A 20,940-nucleotide genomic window follows, 5' to 3' on the forward strand; every position below is an offset into this window, starting at 1 on the left:
GAACTCGAGGATCGAGTCCGCGCAGAAACCCGCATGGCGTGAATCGCGGGCGCTCGGCGACGGGGAAGGTCAATCGACGGGCAGAAGCTCGATCCGCACGACTCCGGTTGGGTGCGAGCGGTTTGGCATCCCTCCGCGTGGAACGGTAGCGATGTCGCACACTCTGGATAGGCTCACGAGTGATCCCCCGTGAGGGCGACCATGGCATAGGAGACACACACGGTGACGCTTGGATTCACACTTGGAGAGCTCTTCGCTGGGCCGGGCGGCATGGCTCTCGGCGCCCATGATGCGGCGCGAGCGACAGGCACCCCACTTCAGCATGGCTGGGCTAACGACTACGACCAGAACACCGTCTCCACCTACATCGCCAACATAAGCGGTGCCACAGCGGACTCCGTGATCTGTCAGGACGTGAGATCCCTCGATATTGAATCCCTACCGCACATCGACGGGTTCGCCTTCGGTTTCCCCTGCAACGACTACAGCCTCGTCGGAGAGAATCGTGGCTTGAAAGGCGAGTTCGGGCCGCTCTTCGCCTACGGCGTGAAAGTGCTGGAGCATCATCAGCCGGAGTGGTTTGTCGCCGAGAACGTGAGCGGTCTCCGCAGTTCGAACGGCGGAAGGGATTTCAAACGAATCCTCGGCGCGATGCGAGCAGCCGGCCGCGGTTACAAGCTCACTCCTCACCTGTATCGATTCGAAGACTACGGCGTTCCTCAGCGACGCCACCGAATCATCGTGGTCGGCGTGCGAGAGGACGTCCCGGTAACGTTCCGTGTCCCCGCGCCAACCCACCCCCATCGCGATCAGTGGAAGACAGCTGCAGAAGCGCTAAGTGACATCCCATCCGGCGCCCCAAATCACAGGATCATTCGTCATCCAGATTCGGTGGTCCGCCGACTCGAACTGATCGACCCGGGCGAGAACGCCTTCAATGCGAAGCGAATGACGGACGAGCTCCGGCTGAACGTCAAGGGGGCCACGCTGAGCCAGATCTACAAGCGGCTCCACCCGGATAAACCGTCTTACACCATCACCGGCTCAGGCGGCGGCGGTACGCACGGATACCACTGGGCGGAGCCTCGCGCACTCACGAATCGAGAGCGCGCTCGTCTTCAGACCTTTCCCGATGACTTCGAGTTCATGGGCGAACGAGGCAGCGTGCGTCGACAGGTCGGGATGGCTGTGCCCCCGTACGGCGCCTTTCACATCTTCCGCGCCCTCTTTCGGTCGTTCCAGGACACGGCGTATCCCTCGATCCCACAGAACCTCAATCAGGATGGTTCGCCGGTCGGTCGTCATCAGTTGGTTGACGCCTAGCCAGGAACACGGCACACTTCGGCCGTACCCCATCGTCTGGCAACGACGGCCAGGAGTACTCAGGTCCCGACAAACACCGCCGATCAGGAGAGATGATGTCGAGTTCACCACTGTCAGAGGATGACTTCCGAAGTGGCCTAGGAGCACTTGAGGGCATGCTTGCGAGCCAGCCCGGCAGAAAGGGCTCCGCAGCAGAGGCCGAGGCGAAGGCGCGCATCGAGCTGATGTTCCCGGGTTTCGGGATCGCTTATGACATCTATCTGCAGGATCAGCGGAACATCATCGAGACGATACAGATCGGCAATCTCGTCAAGAAGGACGGGGGATACAGTTCTTGGTACAGCGGCCCCCGCGCAGCTGTCGGCGAATGGCCGGCATACAGAGAGACCCTGAAGTCACGGCTCCCAGACTCGGCGGTGAGGGCCATCGACGACTCGACGACTCGTATCCTGTCACACTGCGCCAATCCAAAGGAGCCCGGCGCGAGACGCAAAGGGCTGGTGATCGGCTACGTCCAGTCCGGTAAGACCGCCAACTACGCAGGCCTAATCGCGAAGGCCGTTGACGCGGGCTATCGAATCGTGATCGTGCTCGCCGGCATGTACACCAATCTGCGCGCTCAGACTCAACTTCGCCTCGAGACGGATCTGAATGTCAACGATGCCAAAGAGAAGGCGGGCGTCGCGTGGTGGTTGATGACGGGCAAAGACACCGACATCGGTCCGAAGAACACCGTCGGCATGATGGCCAGTACGAGCAACGTCGCGATCATGATCGTGAAGAAGCACGAAAGCCGACTCGCGAACGTTGCCAGGTTCCTTCAAGACATCCCCGATGAGACGTTGCGCAATCGCGCGGTTCTGATAATCGATGACGAGTCGGATCAGGCGACGCCGAACACGAAGAGCGATCAGGACCTCGTGTCGACCATCAATCGCCGGGTGCGGGATATCTGGAAAGAGGTGCCGACCGGCACCTACGTCGCCTACACCGCGACGCCATTCGCGAACATCTTCATCGACCCCAGTGAAGAGGAGGATCTGTACCCCGATGATTTCGCGATGGTGCTTCCCAAGCCAGACGATTACATGGGCGCTGACAGCTTCTTCGACGTGAATCAGGACGCAGATCACGCGGAGGACGAGGACATCTATTCCTTGTCTCACCTAGTCAGCCAGGACGATGCCGACGTGCTTGTTCCGCACGGTAAAGACATCGAGAGCTTCGAGCCCGCGATAACGGATTCGCTCAGCGATGCGATTCGATGGTTCATCCTTGCGACGGCGGTACGTCAACTGCGTACCGGCAAAGTGGCTCACTCGTCGATGCTGCTCCACACCTCGCACCGCGTGCGCGCTCACCAGCTCCTCAAGGACGCCGTCGCCGGCTTCACTGAAGGCATGGCTCTCAACCGTGATGACGAAGAGGAGGAGTTCCGATCGGTATTCGATCAAGAGATTGATCGGGCCGCCCACCTCCGGGCGGCCGAGGAAGCACATACGTGGGCGGAGGTGTGGGAGAAGACCAAGGAGATCATCGGGCACGTCACGATCAAGATCGACAACGGGCAGTCCGACGATCGACTGACTTATCCCGATGATGAACCGCAGCTCGTGATCGCGATCGGCGGCGGAACTCTCTCCCGCGGACTCACGCTCGAGGGACTCGTTGTGTCGTATTTCCTTCGGGCATCGAACACCTACGACACGCTTCTTCAGATGGGGCGATGGTTCGGATTTAGGCCTGGTTACCAGGACCTCGCGCGCGTGTGGGTGGGACCAGGCCTCCTGGATGACTACTCGCATCTCGCGCGTGTTGAGCGTGAGCTTCGGTCAGAGGTGGCAGCACTTGAGGCGGAGGGGAAGACTCCGCGCGAACTGGCGATTCGCGTGCTCGCGCACCCTGGACGCCTACAGATCACGTCCCCAGGAAAGATGTCCAACACGATCGTCGTCCATGCCGGCTTGGGTGGAAGCCGGCGTCAGACGATCTACCTCGACCGCTCTCGCGCAGGAGCTCTTCGAGCGCAGGAAGCGGCTAGGACGATCGTGGGCGCGGCAGTGGGGCGCGGATTGACGCACCACATCCAGGCGACGAAATCTCGAACGACAAGTGCATCACAGTTGTTCGTGGGTCTCACGAACAACGACCTCATCAAGTTCCTAGAGCACTACTGGGTCGCTGACTCGGATCCATGGCTTCAACCGTCCGCGATGCAGGATTGGCTTGAGTTGCACGGCGACGCAGTCACTTGGAACCTCGTCCTCGTATCCGGCCCCGGGCGGCTCGGGCAGTTCACCTATGCAGAAGGCATCGACGTGGGCGTCGTCAGCCGTGCACCGCTCAAGGCTGAGTTCTGGACACCGGATCGGCTTCCGACCTCTCCACCGTGCGGCTCCGACATCGTGAACATCAGGGCCCTGATGTCAAGCACGGACTCACTTCTCGACCTCCGGATTCTCGCTGATAGCGGCGTGCTTGAGGACCCGGACGGTCTCCTCGACTCTGCCGACACAAACGACGTCACGAGCGTCCGGCGCGTTCGTCAGGCTCTGGCGCCGAGCATGGGCGTGATAGTTCTCTACGCTGTGAGCGCGAATTCCCAGCCGCGCCCAAGCTCGAAGACGCGTCGAACGATGGATGCTCAGGAGGATCTGATCGGGCTAGGGGTGATCTATCCGCACGCCGAGGCGGAGGATGACGGCGAGTACATCGCAGCCGAGGTTCGGCCCACGCTTAGCGACGACGATGTCGACGCAGAGGTGAGCACTCTTACCGATACAGAAGGAGACTTCGTAGAGCCAGGTGCGGCGTGACCGCATACGAACGCGTCACCCACGCTCTCGGATTGCTCGACCAGGGAACGCCTTCGCCAGGTCAGATCAACGCGGCCCCCGTCGGCCCCGATCGCGACATCCACGAAGCTCGACTTGCCAGAGATCATGCCGGAGTCGTTCACCTTCTTGTCGCGCTCCCGCCCGGTCGTAGACCATTCGACTTGCCTCTTGGGGAGGTCCTGCCTGCCGAATGGCTGGAACAACCACTTGACGACGGGTCTGCGATGTCCCTCGATATCGCAAGTCACGATCCAAAGCTCACCCCCACATTCCTTTCGCTCGTCGGCGAGATGCTCAGCCGCGTCGACGAGTCTGGAGAACCATGCATCGATGCACTGATGCGAGTCCTCAATGCGTGGCGTGAGGCTCTCGCCCGCGGACAGCGGACGCTCTCTCGCCAACGAGCGATCGGACTGTTCGGCGAGCTCACCGTCCTCCTCAGGCTGGCGCAACTCGATCCGCCACGCGCACGAGCCGCATGGCGCGGACAGCAAGGCTACAAGCACGACTTCTTCCTTCGAAACGCGCTGGAGGTCAAGGCGTACACGGGCGGAGACTCCCCGGCTGTCGATATCCACGGCGCTCACCAACTCGATCCACCGCGGGGCGGCTCACTACACCTGTTCGCAATGCGCCTCGAGGAAAGCGCCGATGGTCAGACGGTCTCTGAGCTCATCGACAGCATTGACGCAGCCGGGATACCGAAGGGCATGCTGTTTGAACGCTCAACCGACGATTCTCCGATAGTCATCGAGGACACCATGCGATTCGTGGTGGCGGGTGAGCGCCTATTCCACGTCACCACGGAGTTTCCGGGGCTACGTGTCTCCAGATTGGGACAGACCGCATTCTCAGCAGTTCAGAACCTTCGCTACTCGCTGCTGCTGGACGCTTGCCCTAACGCCGTGGACCCGGACGTACTTTCCGACGTGCTGGCCGACCTGTGAGCGCCTCGGCACTGGGTTCCATCGAACCTCTCGATTGGTTCCCGAAGCAATTTCAGCCGGGCGATATGGACTCGACCGGAGGCGACCGGCTGCTGGGTCGGACCGAGCTCTCGCCTCTCGAGATTCTGATCAGGGAGACCGCACAGAACAGCTGGGACGCTCGCCTTGATGGTCGGAGACCGACGTATGGCCTCCACCTACGCCGCATTGACTGGAGAATGCGGGCGGACCTCGCCCGCCTGCTGCCAGACAACGAACCTGTCACCGCTGGCGGACTGCCCGACAATCCCTACGTTCTCGAGATCTACGATCGCGGGACGACCGGTCTGGACGGGCCTGTGACGCTGAGACCCGTGCCAGCAGACGGTCCTCGCAACTTTCAGGACCTCATTCTGAAGGTGGGGGTTCCGCGCGACGACGGCAAGGGCGGAGGCACCTATGGTTTCGGGAAGACCGCATCCTATGCTTTCAGCCGACGCGGTACCGTCGTCTACTGGACGCGATGTTACAACGAGAAAGGAATCCTCGAGCATCGACTGATCGCGTCGGCATTCCGCGACTCCTACGTTGAAACTGGCGTTCAGTTCACGGGGCGTCATTGGTGGGGTCGACGGGATGGCGACACCATCCTGCCCCTTGTCGGTAAACCGGCTGAACTTCTTGGCTCGCGTCTATTCACCCGCGGATACGAGAACGACGAGACTGGCACCTCCATGCTTGTCGTCGACCCTGACCTCACCGCTGAGAGCCTGGGTGTATCCCAGGACGAGGATGACCCTGTTCTCGACCTGGCAACTGAGGCGACAACCTTCGCGGCGAAGGCCCGTTCGGCTATTCGAGTCCACCTGTGGCCCAAGCTGATCGCCGCTCCAGACACCGAGGAGCCGCCGATGGAGCTCGTGCTGGAGGTCGACAACTCGCGCAAGCCACTAGTCGATGCAACGATTGGGACGCTGGCCCTCTGGGGCACTGGGTTAAATGCCATCCGTGCTCATCGCACGCAGAGCGAGGCATTGATTAAGACTCCGCAAGGCTTTCCGGTGCACGTGATTCCCATTACTCGATACCAGCGCACCCTCGGCCACCTGGCCATTGTCCCGCGATTCCAAGCCCTCGAGCGAACCGTCGGACATGACGACCTTGACCCGATCCGGAACCCTGCAATCTCGCGCATCGCGCTCATGCGCGGTCAGCCCGAGCTGATCGTTTCGACCGTGGACTGGACTGCGCATACCCCGCTGGAGGGCCTGGAGTGGTTGGCGGTCTACAAGTCTGCAGATGACTGGGACGCGGTGTACGCCCGAACGGAGCCGCCTGCCCATGACGCGTGGGTCGCGAGCTCTGGCGGTGATGAGGGCCTCGTCGTCAAGGCCACTCGGACCAAGGTGATTGCCGCCATCCGAGAGACCCTCTACCCAGAGCCCGCAATCGTGCAGCCAGCACAAGATCGAGTTCGAACGGGCCCTCTCGCGCGCCGGCTCGGCGCTCTTCTACCCGCACCATATGAACCCCGCACTGACACCGGTACCGGGCGTCCCGATCGCGGCGGCCGCCGCAGCAGAGCTTCTGATCGTGCCCGCCGAATCGACGCAAGCCCTTCTCGGTTGATCGCGACCTACCACGACGGTCGTCAGCGGCAGCGTGTCGAGTTTGTGGTTCAAGGTGGTCCTGCGCGATCCCTGGTGCGTATCAGCGTCAGCGCAGTTGGCGACGAGGGCGTGCACGAGCCACTGGACCCTGATGAGCTCGAGCTCGAATGGATCGGGGCCGATGCAGCCGGCCGTTCGACAGCCCTCGCTGAGAGTGCGGTGCCAGTGGTTGTGGAGTTCACTGGCGCGGCCCGACGAGCACTACGCATCGACTTGAGCGCGGAGGACTTCGATGGCGACAACTGAGTCACGCCCCTACCGCGCGCCCTCTCCAACGTCAGTGCAAGCGCGGCTGGAAGTCGTGGATCCTGTCTGTGGAGACGAAGAGATCGCCGACGTGTGGAGCCCAGGCGACGATATTGCACTTCGCGGCGTGGCAACGCTCTCCGACCGATTCTGGATAGAGACCGGAATCGACAAGGGCGAGGATGTGCGTCTGGTTGCTGTGGCGACGTGCGCACCCGCACGGATCAGGTGGCGTGCGGACTCGCGCTTCGAGTTGAGCGACGAAGGCTGGACGGCGTCCGTCGATCTGACGGCGACCGGGAGCGACATGGCAGTATCGCTGAGCGTTGACCTGTGGGTGGTCGGACCGGGTCGGACCGGCAGTCCGGTTGCAGCGAACGCTGTACACGGGAGCGCCAAGCTTTGGCAGCTCGCTGCACCGCGGACCCTGAATCTGGAACGCGACGACGCGGACTTCCCAACTTCAGCGCTGTCGTTCTCCCAGACCGGACGCCGAGCCGTTCCGTGGTCCGTGGAGACAGTTCCTGACGCGGAACCTCACTGGAGCATCAGTTCGTCAGTACGTCTGTTCGTCAACACGGACATGGGAGCGTGTCATCCGATCGTCGAAGGTACGGCAGCAGCGAGCACGTACGCCGCCATTGAAGCCGACGTTCATATGGCGGTCCTCCGACTTCTCGGCAGTTGGCGGAACGCCCTCGGCGGCGGCGAGCTGACCGCCCTTGCGGACGATGATTTTCGCTGCATAGCCGCGCTTGGTCTCGGCATCACCACCTCGCTCGGTCTCACGATTGACGAGGGATGCCGCCTAGCGATGGAGGACCCGCTGGCGCTGACGAGTCGCTCCCGCGAAGCCCTCAACTTCCTAGAAGAGCAGGGTTCGCGATGAGCTACATCTACCCTCGGCTACCACGCACAGACGTCGAAAGCGAAATCAGTAGGCTCGAAAGGACTATTCAGTCCGGAGGGATTGCGCGCCCATTTCAAGATGGCGCGCATCATCCCGCAGCGACATTTCCCGGAGAAGGAGTCCCAGTTCCTGCCTCACATCTGCGAGCACTCCATGATGCCATCGGCGAGGCCGTCGCCGCCGACACGTCCCTTCGAAGAGGCGATCGAGACCGCGCCTTCGACAGAGCCACGGGCAATGCGCTCGCAGAATGGTTCGAGCAGGAAGGTCGCCAACAAGCATCGCATCCCGACGTCTGGCCCTATCTCACGCTAGTCGTGCTTCCAGACTTCGCAGTTCAGCGCTTTGGGCCTGACTCACGCGGAAAGCTCCCAGCAGATAGGTATAGAGCCGGGCGACGCAACGTCTTTCAGCGCCTCTATCTTCGATCATGGATCCTGGGAGACCTGCTCAATGACCCAGACTTACCTATCTACGAAGATGAGCTCGTCGGCCTGATTGACCGAAATCTCTCGTCGGATCATCGCCTCGCTCGGCTCGTGAGCGAGCAGATAATGTCGCTGAGTCGCGCCTCCAGCCGCCGAGACATCGTGAGAACGGCGTTCAAGTCACTCCAGTTTGAGCTGCGAGTCACCGATCTGTCGGCGATGGAATCTGAGGATCTTCGCGCCCTGCTCGCCAATCTGTTTGCTGTGTACGTACCCTGACCGGCGCGCGCAGTGGCCGCCGCGAGGCATAGTCGCCAACTGGTGGCGCGACGTCGGCGCCGCGAGATGAACACTGGACCAGTCGGCATCGAGAACGTGCGTCAGTTCTGAGGCACTACGCGTCGCCGTGCGGCTCCGTCAAGAAGTCTTCACCGAATGCATCCGTGAAGTAGCTCACCAGGGTTGCAGCAGCATTGCGATCGAACTGGTACGTCTGTGTGACGTGGCGCCTCCCGTTCGACTCGGCAGCCTTCGACCCGAATGAGGCGAGCTGCACAAGAAAGGAGCCTTGGCCATCAGGCACCAACTGAGCGGCGCACACCACGCTCGTGGGATGAGCTCCCGACTCGAGGTCACCTTTCTCAATCCGCTCGACCCGCGCCACCTATTCCTCCTCGTTTCACCACGCCATCCGTGAGCGATGAGCTCACGTCTCACCCTCGGGCTCAGCCGAATAATACCTAGGAGTGACTTCAGATAGCGCTTCTGCAAGCCGCTCGCTCGACACGGTGCGACGGGACCGCACATCTCCCGTTCGCTCCGACAACCAGCCACCCAGCGCTCGGGCGTGACGCAGTGCGCGGCCACGAACGATTGCTGTGAATGCATGCAGAGCCCGTCAGAGCGCTCCATCCGGCGTCCCAGAACGCCAAGAGGGCGCGTTTCGTGAGGCCTGGAGTTCGACGAGAGATTGAGCAATCTGCTCTCTACCGTCGGGTCGGCAACACGTTGCGAGGATAAAAAAGATGTGCCCCTGGAGGGATTCGAACCCCCGACCCGCTCCTTAGGACGGAGTGGCTCTTCCACTGAGCTACAGAGGCTGGCGCATCGATTCTAGCCGGGCGGCGCCGGCGCACCGGCCGCACCGGCTCCATCCAGCGCCCACCGCAGGTACGGCGCGAGGTGCGCGGAGTAGGCGACGGTGAGGTGTGTCTGGTCATAGCGGATCGGCAGCGTTCCCGCGAACGCCGGGCACACGTCCTGCCAGCACGTGAAGGCCAGCGCATCCACCAGGCAATCGCCCGACACCGCCGCGGCGGCCGCCGTCGCCGCCTGCATGTCGCGCCACACCGGCGTGATGCTCGTCGCGCACGCATACGGCGACCCGACCCGCGTGTAACAGTTGCCGAGCGGCGCGCCCTCCGGCGGCGCCTCGAGGTAGACGATGCGGCCCGGCATCCCATACCGCGCCATCTCGGCCGCCTCCGCCGCGATCAGATCTGCCGCGCTCAGGTCACGCCCGTCCGCCGTGCGGCCGAGCGTGTACGCGTTCGAGAGGAGCACCATCTCGGGGTGGTCGGCGGCGATCATCGCGGCGACGTCGTCCTTGCGCTGCGTGCACGCCTGCATCACCGCGGGGTCGTCGTTCTGCACGAGCACGTCGGTGAACCGGCATCCGTAGAGCCCGACCGTGGTGACGCGGATCGCTCCCCCGCTCTGCTCGGCGAGCGCCTTCAGCGCCGGCGCGTACGCCATCGCCGTCGAGTCGCCCACGAGGTACAGGTGCCGCGGAGCGTCGCCGCTCCCCCACGTGCACGCGGCGGCATCCGGCAGCGGCGTCGGCGCGAAGCAGTCGTGCGCGGGATTGGCTCCCGACGACTGCGCCATCACCTCATCGATCGACGGATGCAGACCGGGCCACGCCGTCGCCGACACCGCCGCCGCGAGATCGGCCTGCAGCGCCGCCGTGGGATCTTCGATCGCGGGCGCCGCCTGGCCCGTTCCCCCGGCCGTCGGCGGCAGCGGCCTCGGCTGCTGCACCTGCACGACGAGCACGACCAGCAACGCGGCGGCGACGAGACCGGCGGCAGCCAACGCGACCTGCGTGCGAAAACGCTCCCGCCATGCGGTCATCGGAGCCGCGATCGCCCCAGCCGCGCTGTCCGCCATCGCGACCGACGGCACTCGCGGCGCCTCCACCACCGGTGCAGCGCTCACAGGCTCAACGGGGACGACCTGCGGAACGGATGCCGCTGCCACCTCGACCGGCTCCGCCGCCGCACTCTGGGGGCTTGACCCCTGATCTTGGACACGCTGATTCCAGCACGATGCTGGGGAAGCGAGAATCTGAGGGATGGCAAGGAAGAACTACACGGACGAGTTCCGGCAGCGTGCGGTGGATTTGTACGAGTCCACGCCGGGCGCGACGCTGAAAGCGATCGCGGCCGATTTGGGGATCTCCCGTGGTGCGTTGAAGGAATGGGTCGACAAGCTCGGATCCGGGACCGCTGCGGCCGGTTCGGTGTCGCCGCCGGTGTCGGTGCGGTCGGAGTCGCAGGCGGCGAGGATCATCCGGTTGGAAGCCGAGTTAGCGGTCTCGAGAGCGGAGCAGGTCAAGCTCGAGACGGAGCGGGACATCCTCCGTCAGGCGGCGAAGTATTTCGCTGCGGAGACGAACTGGTGAACCGCTTCCAGTTCGTCGAGGACCACAAGGACGCCTACGGCGTGAAGCGGTTGTGTGAGGTCATCGAGATCGCCCGGTCCTCGTTCTACGCGTGGCTGGCCGCAGCCCCGGGACGGGCCGCGCGAGCCGCGGACGACGCCCGGTTGGCGGCACGGATCCGGGTGCTGCAGGACCCCGCGCAGGGTGGTGACCGCGCCTACGGGGCACCGAGGATCACTGCCGACCTCAACGACGGCGTCCCCGCCGCCGGGCGGGTGAATCATAAGCGGGTCGCTCGGGTGATGCGGGAACACGCGCTCGCGGGGATCCGACTGCGCCGCCGGGTGAAGACCACGATCCCGGACCAGTCCGGACGGAAGTTCCCCGACCTGGTCGGGCGGGACTTCAGCACCGGGGAGCCGAACCGCAGGTATGTCGGCGATATCACCTACCTCCCCATCGCGGACGGCAGCAACCTGTATCTGGCGACCTGCATCGACCTCGGGTCGCGCAAGCTCGCCGGCTGGCAGGTCGCCGACCACATGCGCACCGAACTCGTCGAAGGCGCTCTCCGCGGCGCGCACCGCGACCGCGGATCGCTGGCCGGCGCAGTGTTCCACAGCGACCACGGCTCGGTCTACGCGTCGAAAGCCTACGCAGCACTCTGCGAGCAGCTCAAGGTGACCCAGTCCATGGGCGCGGTGGGCACGAGCGCCGACAACTCGCTGGCCGAGAGCTTCAACGCCGCGCTCAAACGCGAGCTCCTCCAAGGCGCGTCGGCGTTCCCCGATCAAGCCACCGCCTACCGGGCCGTGTTCCGGTGGACGAACCGATACAACACGCGCCGACGCCACTCCGCGATCGGCCAGATCACCCCGAACAGCTACGAGAACACCTACGCGGCCGCGAGATCAGCTACCCTCACGGAAGCGGCATAACCGAAATGACACCGTGTCCACGATCCGGGGTCAAGGCCCCTGCGCCGCCGTCCGCGGACTGCCCGGGAAGTAGCGCGTGCCCGGCTGCCACCCCGCGGGACGCCGCGTCGCAATCTCGGGCGTCCGCACGACCGGCACCGCAGGCGCGACCGCGGGCGGTGTGGGCTCCGCGGCATCCGATGCCTCGACCGCCGGCTCCTCGCCATCGGCCACCGTCGTCGCGGGCACCCGCCCACCCAGGAACGGCGCGTAGCGTAGCGGTTGCTCGATGATCGCGTACGACGCGAAGCCGACGACGGCGACGATCGCCAAGGTCAGCGGCAGCGACCACGGCGACGCGGGCAGCAGCGCGGCGGCGAACACGACCACTGGGAAATGCCACAGATACAGCGAGTACGACGCGTTTCCCACGACCACCGCGACCGGGTTCGTCCACAGGAACAGTGCCCGCGGCGGCGCGGTCACGCCGCCGGTCAGCGCGAGCGTCGGCGCCGCCGCCCACGGCCCCGGAAAGCCCACGGCGGTCATGTCGATGAGCACCAGCGACGCCACGATGCCCGCGACACCGATCCACGCGAGCAGCGCCCCGAGCGCCGCCGGAAGCCGGCGCAGCAGCGGCACGCCTGCCGCGAGCAGCGCGCCCAGCGCGAACTCCCACGCGCGGGTCGCCGTCGAGAAGTACGCCGTCGTCGGCGCCGACGACCCCTGCAGCAGCGCCCACCCGAAGGATGCCGCGATCACGACGACCGCCCACCCGGCGGCGACCGCGGTAGCCGCCCGACCGCGACGCGCCACGGCGGGAACGAACAGCAGCGACACGATCAGCAGCCCCGGCCAGACGAGGTAGAACTGCTCCTCCACCGACAGCGACCAGAAGTTCTGCAGCGGTGAGACGGCATCGCCGGCATGGAAGTAGTCGGTGTCCTGCTGTGTGAACCGCCAGTTGGACACCAGCAGCAGCGCCGAGATGCCGTCCCACAGAATCTGCTCCGCGCGTGCCCTCCCGAACAGGGCATAGGCGGTGCCGACGACGGCGCCGACCGTGACGAGCGCGGCCGGCACGAGGCGGCGAGCACGTCTGCCGTAGAACCGTGCCAGGCGGATGCGACCGTCCTTCCGCTGCTCACGCAGCAGCATCCCGGTGATCACGAAGCCCGAGATCACGAAGAAGACGTCAACACCGGCGACGCCGCCCCGCGGCCAGCCGGCGGCGTGCGCGCCGATGACGGCCAGCACGGCGAGCGCGCGCAGACCCTGGATATCGCGGCGAAGTGGCACGGGAACGCAGTCGTTCTGAAAAAGGGAGAAAGAGGTCGACTCCAGCCTGCGGGAGCGCTCTCACCGGGATCACCCGGCAGGTGTCGGTCGGCAGCGACCCGAACGACGAGGCGTTCATCGGGTGGACGATCGAGACCCGCGGTCTCGCGCTCGCCGACTGACAGCCACGCGCCTCACCGGCGATCGGCCGGATTCGCGACGATCGAGCGCCGCCCGACCGCGAACCAGACGATCGGCCCCATAAGGGGGAACATCAGCGTCACGAGAATCCAGAGCGTCTTCTCCAGGCTCGTCGCCGCCGACGACGCGATGCTGACCACCGCACCGACGAACAGCGCGATGCCCGCAAGCACCACGATCAAGATCAGGACGTGCCAGCCGGAGAACTCCATGCCTCCAGCATGCCCCGGCGGTCGTCACCGCGCGAGGTCGGCGGCGACATCCACGAGCGCGGCCCGCACGCGGCGCACGGCCGCGCGTGCCAACGCGTCGGGGCGGGCGAGCACGTCCACGTGACGGCTCAGGGTGACCCCAGCGAGCGGTCGCAGCACCATGCCGTCGGTCGCCAAGGCGCGCGCCGTGAACCTCGGCATGACGGCGATCGCCGCCCCGGCGCGGACGATCTGCGCGGCAACGAAGAACTCGTTCACCCGGTGGGCGATGACCGGCGGCTCACCGCTCAGCGCAGCGATCGCCTGCAGCACGCCGGTGAGCGGAAAACCCTCGTGCGTCGAGATCCACGTCTGTCCGCGGAGGGCCACGGGATCGATCCGCTCGGCGGATGCCAGGGGGTGCGCCGCCGGCAGCGCGACGTCCAGCGGTTCGACGAACAGCGGCGTGACCACCGTTCGCTCGCGCGGCCAATCCGGGTCGTGGGCCAGCCGGTGCGCGATGACGAGGTCGTGCGCGGCCACGAGTCCGGGAAACTCCTCGCGCGCGACGTCCTCGTCGGTCAGCGCGACGGGTACGCCGTCGAGCGCGGCCAACAGGGGGCCGAACAGCGCGACGCCCGCACTGTGGAACGCCGACACGCGCACCGGCGCGGCATCGTGGGCGAGGAACGCTCCGACGCTCTCTCGTGCGAGCACGAGCGCCTCGTCGACGCGAGCGCCGGCGGCCGCGAGCGCGCGCCCGGCATCGGTCAGCACCAGCCGACGCCCCTGCTTCACGGTGAGCGGCACGGGAACGTCCGCCTGCAGGATCGCGAGCTGCTGCGACACCGCCGACGCGCTGACGTGCAGCGCCGCCGCGACCGCCGACACGCTGCCGCGATCATCCAACTCGCGCAGCAGGCGCAGGCGCATTGGATCCATAAGCAATCTCTAACACATTGATGAAGACATTGCCCGATGCTCTTCACGACCGTGGCTGTCACGCTGAGCGCATGACCCGCCGCTCCGACCTGCTCGTCGACCTCGCCCTCGTCGCGGTCGCCGTCGTCTGGGGGGCGAGCTTCCTCGTCGCCAAAGACCTCATCAGCCTCACCGGGGTCGCTTCCGCCAATGCGCTACGGTTCCTTGTCGCCGCCGGCGGCGCCGGCATCCTCTGCGCCCTTACCCGGCAGCGCCTCCCCCGCGGGCGCGGGCTCGTGATCGCGGTGGCCCTGGGCGGCACGCAGGCGGCGGTCATCGGGCTGGAGACCTGGGGCGTGAGCCTCACCTCCGCGACCAACGCGGGCCTGCTCATCAGCCTCGCCCTCGTCATGACCCCGGCGCTGGAGGGCATCGCGTCACGCGTGTGGCTGCCGCGCTCGTACTTCGTCGCTGCGGTGGCCGCCGTCGTCGGCGTCGCGCTGCTGGTCTCGGGCAACGGCATCCACCTGCCGACCGCCGGCGACGTGCTCGTCATCGCCGCCGCGGTCGTGCGCGCCGTGCACGTCACCGCCAGCGGACACCTGACCCGCGGGCGGCGCGACAGCTCGCTCGGCGTGGTCGTCGTGCAGCTCGTGGTCGGCAGCGTCGTGTTCAGCGCGATCGCGGGGCCTTCCCTGCCGGTCGCGGTCGCGCGACTGGATGCCGCGGCCCTCGCCGACGTGCTGTTTCTCGGACTGCTCTGCTCGGTGTTCGCCTTCGCGGTGCAGCTCTGGGCGGTGCGGCGCGCGTCGGCCGCGCGCGCGAGCATCCTCATGGGCACCGAACCCGTCTGGGCGCTCGTCGTCGGCGTCGCGGTCGGCGGCGAGGCGATCGGCCCCGTCGGCGTCGCCGGGGCGGCACTCATCGTCGGCGCGAGCTACGCGGGCCAGGCGATCGAGCGCCGCCACCGCCTGGCCCGACGGGCGTCGGGGCAGGCCGCGTCAGTGGAACAGGCGACGCCAGACATTCGTGTCGGCGAGGTCGATGAGCTCGTCGCCGCGCCCCGACAGCACGGTGCGCAGCGCCCAGAGTGAGAACCCCTTCGCCTGGGCGAGCGTGATCGACGGCGGCATCGCCAGCTCCTGACGCGCCGTGACCACGTCGACCAGCACCGGCCCGTCGGTCGCGAGCGCCTGCGCGATCGCTCCGCGCAGCTCGCTGCCCTTCTCCACCCGGATGCCGGTGATGCCCATCGCCTCGGCGATCGCCGCGAAGCTCGGATTGTCGAGCCCCGTGCCGAAGTTGACGATGCCCGCCGCCTTCATCTCGAGCTCGACGAAGTTGAGCGACGAGTTGTTGAACACGACGATCTTCACCGGCAGGTCGTTCTGGCGGATCGACAGCAGATCGCCCAGCAGCATCGCCAGTCCGCCGTCGCCGGCGAGCGCGATCACCTGGCGCGAGCGGTCGACGCCCTGCACCCCGAGCGCCTGCGGCATCGCGTTGGCCATCGATCCGTGCGCGAACGAGCCGATCAGCCGGCGCGTGCCGTTCATGTGCAGGTAGCGGGCGGCCCAGATCACGGGGCTTCCGACGTCGGCGGTGAACACGGCATCCGCGTCGGCGAGCTCATCCAGCACGCGCGCGACGTACTCCGGCCGCACCGGAGCCTTGCCGTCGTCGACGGCCAGGTCGTCGAGCCGCTCGCGCGTCGTGCGGTAGTGGGCGACGCTGTCGTCCAGATGCTTCGACGAGCGGTCGCCCTGCAGCAGCGGCAGCAGCGCGTTCGCGGTCTCTTTCACACCGCCGACCAATCCCACGTCGATGGGCGTGCGCCGCCCCAGCTGCTCGCCGCGGATGTCGACCTGGATCACCGTCGCCTTCGAGGGGAAGAACTGACGGTACGGAAAATCGGTGCCGAGCATGAGCAGGGTGTCGCACGACTCCATCGCATTGTACCCCGACGAGAAGCCCAGCAGCCCCGTCATGCCCACGTCATAGGGGTTGTCCCACTCGATGTGCTCCTTGCCGCGCAGGGCGTGCACGATCGGCGCCTGCAGCGTCTCGGCGAGGGCGAGCACCTCGTCATGCGCGCCCGCGACGCCCGACCCGGCGAGGATCGTCACCTTCTTGGCGTCGTTGAGCGCGGTCGCGGCGGCGGCCAGAGCGGATGCCGAGGGCAGCACCGTCGAGCCGGCCGTCCGGATCGGGGCCGTCGGCCGCCGGTCGGGCGCGTCGGCGAAGAACACGTCGCCGGGCACGACGACGACCGCGACGCCGCGCCTTTCGACCGCGGTGCGCATGGCGATCTCCAGCACCCACGGCAGCTGGGCCGGGTCGCTCACCAGCTCGGTGTAGACGCTGCACTCGCGGAAGAGCTCCTGGGGGTGCGTCTCCTGGAAGTAGGTGCTGCCGATCTCGGCCGACGGGATGTGCGAGGCGATCGCCAGCAGCGGCACGCGGTTGCGGTTGGCGTCGAACAGACCGTTGATGAAGTGCAGGTTGCCAGGGCCGCACGAGCCCGCGACGACGGCGAGCTCGCCCGTCAGCTCCGCCTCGGCGCCGGCGGCGAAGGCGGCGGCCTCCTCGTGCCGCATGTGCATCCAGCGGATCGCATCATCGCCGCCGTCGCGTCGCAGCGCATCGGTGAAGGCGTTGAGCGAGTCGCCGGGAAGACCCCAGATGCGGGTGACGCCGGCGCGCTTGAGGGTGTCGATGAAGAAGTCTGCAACGTTCGCCATGCCCCCAACGCTACGCCGCTTGTGCGCGTCACGGGGTTGGACGATCGTCGAGTCCTGTTCCGTCCCGCTCACCCCCGGTCGTTGAGGGGCTACGGCAGCAGTTCGGTGCGCAGCAGGTCGACGAGGCCCTGCGCAGCGGCGGTCAGTGGGCGACGGCGCGACCACGCGAGAGACACCTCGAAGGCGGGAACGGCGTCATCGAGCGGCATGATGCGCACCGGCATCCGCGGGGCCGGATCGGCGAACGGACGCCCCGAGCCCGACGAGGCCGCCAGCGCCGCGAAACGCGGCACGATCGCCAACCCCAGCCCCTGTGGCACATACGCGGCGGCCGTGGAAAGATCGGCGACCTCGATGAGCACACGGCGTGACACCCCGGCATGGGCGAAGGCATCGTCGACGATGCGCCGCGACCCGTACCCCGGCGGCAGGTCCACGAAGCTCTCCCCCTCGAGCATCGCGAGCGTGACGCCCTCGGCATCCGCGAGCCGGTGCGTCCCCGGCACGACCAGCACGTACGGCGATGCGGCGACGACCTCACCCCGCAGGCTCGCCGGAAGCGCATCGACGACTGCGAGCAGAGCCAGGTCGATCCCGCCGCGCTCGAGCTGGGCGACCAGACCCGACGAACCCAACCCCGTCGCCCGCAGCTGCACCGCGACGGCCGGATGCCGCTCGTGATAACGGCCCAGCAGCCCCGGTACATCGACGAGGTCGACGCCCGTCATGAGCCCCATCGTCACGGCCCCCCGCAGTTCGGTCGCCGCCGTAGAGACCGCCTCGCCGATCTCGCGCATCTGCTCCAGCACCGCCCGGGCGCGCGTGAGCAGCTCCTCCCCCGCGCCGGTCAGTCTGATCTGCCGATGAGAACGGTCGAACAGTTCGACACCCAGCTCGCGCTCCAGCTCCCGCACCGTGGTCGACACTGCCGACTGCGCCAGCAGCAGGCTGTCAGCCGCCCGTGTGAAGCTCATCTCCCGCGCAACGGCGACGAAGACGGAGAGGTGGCGGACATCCATACCTCGATCATGCCGCGCTTGTCGACGCGACGGAAATCATCTGTGAATCAGATGACTCGCATCATCGACGCCGTCTTCCTCGCCAGACGCCGGCGACGGAGCATGGAGTCATGAGTATCGCCACGGTCGCCACTCCCCCCACGTCGCCCTCCGCCACGCACCTGCCGACGCCACCCGCGGGACGTCGCGCGGCGGATCGCGTCGTCGACGTGCTCATGGCCCACGGCGTGCGGTGGGTGTTCGGCGTGCCCGGCGCCAAGATCGATCCCGTCTTCGACGCGCTCGCGGCGGTGCAGGGCATCGCCGGGGCGCCGCAGCTCATCACGTGCCGCACCGAGCAGAACGCGGTCTTCATGGCCGCCGCGGTCGGTCGGCTCACCGGCATCCCGGGAGTCGTGCTGGTCACCAGCGGCCCCGGCACCGCCAACCTCGCGACGGGGCTGCTCACCGCGACCACCGAGGGCGACCCGGTCGTCGCGATCTGCGGTGCCGTGTCGCGCACGCAGCACCTCAAGCGGGCGCATCAGGCGATGGATGCCGTCGGCATGCTGCAGACCGTGACGGTCTCGGCGGCCGAGGTCACCGCCGCCGACAACGTCGCGGAGGCGATCGTGAACGCGTTCCGCGCCGCGGCGCGCGAACCCCGCGGCGCGGCGGCCGTGGTGCTCCCCTACGACGTGTCGACGGCGACGACCGCGATCGGCTTCCGCGATGCGATCGTGCCCGCCGTCACCGGCGGGGCGGCCTCGGCATCCGTCGATCGCGCTGCCGCACTGCTGCGTGAGGCGCGCTTTCCCGTGATCCTCGCCGGTGCCCGCAGCGGCGATCCCCGCACCGTCGACGCCCTGCACGCGCTGCTGCGCGCCACCGGGCTGCCGGTCGTGGAGACTTTCCAGGCCGCCGGCATCATCTCGCGCGAGCTCGAACACCACTACCTCGGACGCGTGGGCTTCGCCCGCAACCAGCCCGGCGACGTGCTGCTGCACCGCGCCGACCTCGTGCTGACGCTGGGCTACGACCCCGTCGAGTTCGTGCCCGCGGAATGGAACGCCGGCAAGGACCGCCGCATCGTCCACATCGACACCGTGCCAGCCGACATCGACAACGACTACCGGCCCACGGTGGAACTCGTCGGCGACCTCGCGACCACCCTCGTCGACCTGCTCCTGGCTGTGGATGCCGCGGGGCTTCCCCTCCCGCACGATGCCGAGACCGCCCGCATCGTCGATCGCGAGCGCACCCGCCTCGCCGAGAACACCGACCTCGGCGACCCCGACCACGACGACGCGTTCGGCCTCGACCCCGTCGCCGTCGTCGCCGGCATCCGCGCCGCCCTCCCCGATGCCGCCACCGTGCTCTGCGACGTCGGCTCGAACTACCTCTACATGGCGCGCCACTTCCGCACCTACCGTCCCCGCTCGCTGATGTTCTCCAACGGGCAGCAGACCCTCGGCGTCGCCCTGCCGTGGGCCATTGCGGCCAGCCTCGCCGACGCGGGCGCACCGGTCGTGTCGGTGTCGGGCGACGGCGGGTTCCTCTACTCCGCCGTCGAACTGGAGACCGCGGTGCGGGTCGGGGCGAGCTTCACGCACATCGTGTTCAACGACTCGGCCTACGACATGGTGGCCTTCCAGCAGGTCGAGAAGTACGGGCGCACCGCGGCGGTCGAGCTCGGCGCCTACGACGTGGTCGCGTTCGCGGAGTCGTTCGGCGCCCACGGCTACCGCGTCACATCCATCGACGACCTCGTTCCGACGATCCTCGCCGCCATCGCCGAACCCGGTCCCTCGGTGATCGACGTTCCCGTCGACTACCGCGACAATCTGCACCGCCTGGGCGGCGACCTGCTCGCCGACGTGCTGCTGTGAGCCGCTACCTGCCGACCGGCTTCCCTCTCTCCTCCTCCTCCCGAAAGGACCGCGCATGAGCGCCGAACGTCACACCCTGTTCCAGACGAGCCTCATGGCCGCGCTCCTGGACGGCATCTACGAAGACGACATGACGGTCGGCGAACTGCTGGAGCACGGCGATTTCGGCATCGGCACGTTCAACGCCCTCGACGGCGAGATGGTCGTCGTCGACGGCGTCGCGTACCGCCTGCGCGGCGACGGCACCGCCGCCGCGGCATCCGCCGACTCGGCGACGCCGTACGCGGTGGTGACCGACTTCGTGCCCACCCTCACACGGACGCTGCCCGACGGCGTCACGCGCGCCGAGGCCTCGGCCGCGATCGATGCGATCACCGCGTCGGCCAACTACATGTACGCCCTGCGGATCACGGGGCGCTTCCGCCGCGTGACCGCCCGGACGGTCACCCGCCAGCAGAAGCCGTACCGCCCGATGACCGAGGCCACCGACGACGATGCCGTACTGCAGTTCGACGAGATCGACGGCACGATCGTCGCCTTCCGCACCCCGCTGTACGAGCAGGGCATCGGCGTTCCCGGATGCCACGCGCACTTCATCGACGACGGACGCACGCGCGGCGGCCACGTGCTCGACTTCGTGCTGGATCACGGCACGGTCGAGCTGTGCCTGTGCACCGACCTGCACCTGCGCCTGCCGCTGACGACGGAGTTCCGCGAGGCGGCGCTCGCCCCCGACGACCTGGCCGACCAGCTCGCCAAGACCGAACAGCACGCCGGCCGCCCCTGACGCCTCGGCGCGGCG

At 66.9% G+C, this 20,940-nt stretch carries 17 protein-coding genes and 1 tRNA gene; 10 read left to right on the forward strand and 8 right to left on the reverse strand.

What is annotated here, in order from left to right; translation table 11 throughout:
* Positions 1 to 222: 222 nt before the first annotated feature.
* The 6 genes from JOE53_RS09235 to JOE53_RS09260 all read left to right on the forward strand — a co-directional run bounded on the left by JOE53_RS09235 (position 223) and on the right by JOE53_RS09260 (position 8,619).
* On the forward strand, positions 223 to 1,323 hold the full coding sequence (locus tag JOE53_RS09235; RefSeq protein WP_271171033.1) for a DNA cytosine methyltransferase: 1,101 nt from the start codon (positions 223 to 225) through the stop codon (positions 1,321 to 1,323).
* Positions 1,324 to 1,478: 155 nt separating this feature from the next.
* Positions 1,479 to 4,139, forward strand: a complete 2,661-nt coding sequence (locus tag JOE53_RS09240) for a Z1 domain-containing protein (RefSeq protein ID WP_204947479.1) — start codon at positions 1,479 to 1,481, stop codon at positions 4,137 to 4,139.
* A complete protein-coding gene (locus JOE53_RS09245) occupies positions 4,136 to 5,107 on the forward strand; it encodes a PD-(D/E)XK motif protein (RefSeq protein WP_204947480.1) in 972 nt (323 codons plus the stop codon). Before JOE53_RS09240 ends, JOE53_RS09245 begins: the two co-directional genes overlap by 4 nt.
* Complete coding sequence (locus JOE53_RS09250) at positions 5,104 to 7,002, forward strand: hypothetical protein (RefSeq protein WP_204947481.1); 1,899 nt, start codon at positions 5,104 to 5,106, stop codon at positions 7,000 to 7,002. Before JOE53_RS09245 ends, JOE53_RS09250 begins: the two co-directional genes overlap by 4 nt.
* A gap of 55 nt (positions 7,003 to 7,057) precedes the next feature.
* Complete coding sequence (locus JOE53_RS09255; RefSeq protein ID WP_204947482.1) at positions 7,058 to 7,891, forward strand: hypothetical protein; 834 nt, start codon at positions 7,058 to 7,060, stop codon at positions 7,889 to 7,891.
* Positions 7,888 to 8,619: a hypothetical protein gene (locus JOE53_RS09260; protein WP_204947483.1), complete on the forward strand. Its 732-nt coding sequence runs from the start codon at positions 7,888 to 7,890 to the stop codon at positions 8,617 to 8,619. The genes JOE53_RS09255 and JOE53_RS09260 overlap by 4 nt, the downstream gene beginning before the upstream one ends.
* 115 nt (positions 8,620 to 8,734) lie before the next feature.
* On the opposite strand, the gene JOE53_RS09265 is transcribed toward JOE53_RS09260, so the two are convergent.
* From JOE53_RS09265 to JOE53_RS09275, 3 genes are all read right to left on the reverse strand, one after another.
* Complete coding sequence (locus JOE53_RS09265) at positions 8,735 to 8,896, reverse strand: hypothetical protein (protein ID WP_204947484.1); 162 nt, start codon at positions 8,894 to 8,896, stop codon at positions 8,735 to 8,737.
* Positions 8,897 to 9,368: 472 nt separating this feature from the next.
* Positions 9,369 to 9,440 (reverse strand) — tRNA-Arg (locus tag JOE53_RS09270).
* A gap of 13 nt (positions 9,441 to 9,453) precedes the next feature.
* Positions 9,454 to 10,557: an SGNH hydrolase domain-containing protein gene (locus JOE53_RS09275; RefSeq protein ID WP_325168495.1), complete on the reverse strand. Its 1,104-nt coding sequence runs from the start codon at positions 10,555 to 10,557 to the stop codon at positions 9,454 to 9,456.
* Between the two features lie 136 nt (positions 10,558 to 10,693).
* Here JOE53_RS09275 and JOE53_RS09280 point away from each other — a divergent pair.
* Positions 10,694 to 11,940 (forward strand): IS3 family transposase gene (locus JOE53_RS09280; RefSeq protein WP_204946851.1). Its coding sequence is split into 2 segments (ribosomal slippage): positions 10,694 to 11,006 and positions 11,006 to 11,940, totalling 1,248 coding nucleotides; the frame shifts between segments, so codons are not numbered across the junction.
* 30 nt (positions 11,941 to 11,970) lie between these two features.
* Here the strand turns inward: JOE53_RS09280 and JOE53_RS09285 are convergent.
* The 3 genes from JOE53_RS09285 to JOE53_RS09295 all read right to left on the reverse strand — a co-directional run bounded on the left by JOE53_RS09285 (position 11,971) and on the right by JOE53_RS09295 (position 14,531).
* Complete coding sequence (locus JOE53_RS09285; RefSeq protein ID WP_271171074.1) at positions 11,971 to 13,218, reverse strand: acyltransferase family protein; 1,248 nt, start codon at positions 13,216 to 13,218, stop codon at positions 11,971 to 11,973.
* A gap of 173 nt (positions 13,219 to 13,391) precedes the next feature.
* Positions 13,392 to 13,610, reverse strand: a complete 219-nt coding sequence (locus tag JOE53_RS09290; protein ID WP_204947485.1) for a PLDc N-terminal domain-containing protein — start codon at positions 13,608 to 13,610, stop codon at positions 13,392 to 13,394.
* Between the two features lie 24 nt (positions 13,611 to 13,634).
* Complete coding sequence (locus tag JOE53_RS09295) at positions 13,635 to 14,531, reverse strand: LysR family transcriptional regulator (RefSeq protein WP_204947486.1); 897 nt, start codon at positions 14,529 to 14,531, stop codon at positions 13,635 to 13,637.
* 71 nt (positions 14,532 to 14,602) lie between these two features.
* Between JOE53_RS09295 and JOE53_RS09300 the strand changes: the two genes are divergently transcribed.
* Positions 14,603 to 15,604, forward strand: a complete 1,002-nt coding sequence (locus JOE53_RS09300) for a DMT family transporter (RefSeq protein ID WP_204947487.1) — start codon at positions 14,603 to 14,605, stop codon at positions 15,602 to 15,604.
* On the opposite strand, the gene poxB is transcribed toward JOE53_RS09300, so the two are convergent.
* Complete coding sequence (gene poxB / locus JOE53_RS09305) at positions 15,512 to 17,251, reverse strand: ubiquinone-dependent pyruvate dehydrogenase (protein ID WP_204947488.1); 1,740 nt, start codon at positions 17,249 to 17,251, stop codon at positions 15,512 to 15,514. The two genes, JOE53_RS09300 and poxB, sit on opposite strands and share 93 nt — an antisense overlap.
* 89 nt (positions 17,252 to 17,340) lie before the next feature.
* Positions 17,341 to 18,270, reverse strand: a complete 930-nt coding sequence (locus JOE53_RS09310) for a LysR family transcriptional regulator (RefSeq protein ID WP_204947489.1) — start codon at positions 18,268 to 18,270, stop codon at positions 17,341 to 17,343.
* Positions 18,271 to 18,380: 110 nt separating this feature from the next.
* Between JOE53_RS09310 and alsS the strand changes: the two genes are divergently transcribed.
* Both alsS and budA read left to right on the forward strand, forming a co-directional pair.
* Positions 18,381 to 20,138 (forward strand): acetolactate synthase AlsS, encoded by a 1,758-nt coding sequence (gene alsS / locus JOE53_RS09315; RefSeq protein WP_204947490.1) that lies wholly within the window; start codon positions 18,381 to 18,383, stop codon positions 20,136 to 20,138.
* A 55-nt stretch (positions 20,139 to 20,193) separates the two neighbouring features.
* Positions 20,194 to 20,925 (forward strand): acetolactate decarboxylase, encoded by a 732-nt coding sequence (gene budA / locus JOE53_RS09320; RefSeq protein WP_061682375.1) that lies wholly within the window; start codon positions 20,194 to 20,196, stop codon positions 20,923 to 20,925.
* Positions 20,926 to 20,940 lie beyond the last annotated feature (15 nt).

The organism is Microbacterium laevaniformans (genome assembly GCF_016907555.1).
In the GTDB taxonomy this organism is placed as follows: Bacteria; Actinomycetota; Actinomycetes; order Actinomycetales; family Microbacteriaceae; genus Microbacterium; species Microbacterium laevaniformans.